At 62.4% G+C, this 1,695-nt stretch carries 2 protein-coding genes; both read right to left on the bottom strand.

Going from position 1 to position 1,695, the window contains the following annotated elements; genetic code table 11:
- Nucleotides 1-45: 45 nt before the first annotated feature.
- Nucleotides 46-624, bottom strand: coding sequence for a superoxide dismutase [Fe] (sodB, locus tag HLUSI_RS0123505; RefSeq protein ID WP_016836266.1), 579 nt, complete (start codon nt 622-624; stop codon nt 46-48).
- Between the two features lie 189 nt (nt 625-813).
- Nucleotides 814-1,695: exodeoxyribonuclease VII large subunit (gene xseA / locus HLUSI_RS0123510; protein ID WP_016836268.1), on the bottom strand; the 882-nt coding region annotated here is incomplete at its 5' end.

Raw genomic sequence — 1,695 nt, forward strand, 5'->3', positions numbered from 1 at the left:
CCCTGCGCGCGGCAGGCTTTCTCCAAGCGCGAAAACCGAGTTTGCTTATGCGAAATTCTTCGCTGCGAAATCCCAGTTCACGATGCCCCAGAATGCTTCGGCGTACTTCGCGCGTGCATTGCGGTAGTCGATGTAGTAAGCGTGTTCCCAGACGTCCATGGTCAGCAGCGCCTTGCTGTCGGTGGTCAGCGGTGTGCCGGCGCCGGTGGTGTTGACGATGTCCAGTGTGCCGTCGGCTTTCTTGACCAGCCATGTCCAGCCGGAACCGAAGTTGGCCAGGCCTTGCTTGGTGAACTCGGCCTTGAAGGCGTCGAAGCTACCCCACTTGGCGTTGATGGCGTCAGCCAGTGCACCGCTTGGAGCGCCGGCGCCCTTTGGGGTCAGGCCGTTCCAGTAGAAAGTGTGGTTCCAGATTTGCGCTGCGTTGTTGAACACGCCGCCGGAGGACTTCTTGATGATCTCTTCGAGGGAGAGGTTTTCGAATTCTGTACCTGGGATCAGGTTGTTCAGATTGGTGACATAGGTCTGATGATGTTTGCCGTAGTGGTACTCGAGCGTTTCTTTTGAAATGGTTGGCGCCAGTGCGTCCAGTTCATAAGGCAGTGCCGGGAGGGTATGTGCCATGGTGAATCCTTTCGGGTATCGGTGATTGAAACGAATTTTTATTCTGAGTCTGTGATTCTAAAGCGGATAGCGATTCTTTGCACTCTCGCGACAGGCTTTTGCGGGTGTTCGACGGCTCAAGTTGATGTAGGAAATTCAGGCATCGCGGATAGCAATCGGGATGATTCTCAATACGCCTTGAGTTCCGTGTCAGTCCAGCGTCGGCTGTACGCTGGCGATGCCGACCTCGGCGCTGCCGTCGGCCAGTCGCAGCGTGACGTTGCTGCGCGGTTTCAGTTCGGATGGCGCGCGCAGGACCTTGCCTTTGGCGTCGGTGACGATGGCGTAGCCGCGTTCGAGCGTGCGCTGCGGATTGAGCAATTCAAGCTGGGACGACTGCGCCGCCAGCGTCTGCCGCTGCCGTTGCACCAGCAGCGCGACGGCGTTGCCGATCCGGCGTTGATGACCGCCCACCAGCAGGCGCGCAGCACGGGTATCGGGCAGGCGATTTTGCAGGCGTGTCTGCAGGTGCTGCAACTGATAGCGGGCACGCGTGACCGGCGTGCGCGTGGCGTGTTCTAGGCGCGCCTGCAGCGCACGCAGCTTGACGCGTTCGTGCGCGATGTAAGAAGCAGGGCTGACCAGCCGGCGCGACATCCAGTCGACGGTCTGGCCCTGTTCGGCAAGGCGGCGCCTGAGTGCGCGCGTGAGATCGGCGGCATGATTCTGCAACTGGGCCTGCCACTCGGCACGCGGCGTCGCGCACAACTCGGCGGCGGCGGTCGGGGTCGGCGCGCGCAGGTCGGCGGCGAAATCGGCGATCGTGAAGTCGGTCTCATGGCCGACGCCGGAAATCACCGGCATCGGGCACGCCGCAATCGCGCGCGCCACGGCTTCATCGTTGAAGGCCCACAGATCTTCCATGCTGCCGCCGCCGCGACCGACCAGCAGCACGTCGCATTCGGCGCGCTGGGATGCAGTCTGGATGGCGCGCGCAATCTTCGCGCCGGCGCCTTCGCCCTGGACCGGCGTCGGATACAGGATCACGCGCACGTGCGGCACCGCCGCCGCCGTCGCAATCACTGCCAGCCA

Source organism: Herbaspirillum lusitanum P6-12 (genome assembly GCF_000256565.1).
GTDB lineage: Bacteria > Pseudomonadota > Gammaproteobacteria > Burkholderiales > Burkholderiaceae_D > Herbaspirillum > Herbaspirillum lusitanum.

Coding starts and splice junctions, on each gene's coding strand:
- sodB (WP_016836266.1), bottom strand. CDS start 624: ATGGCACATACCCTCCCGGCACTGCCTTATGAACTGGACGCACTGGCG.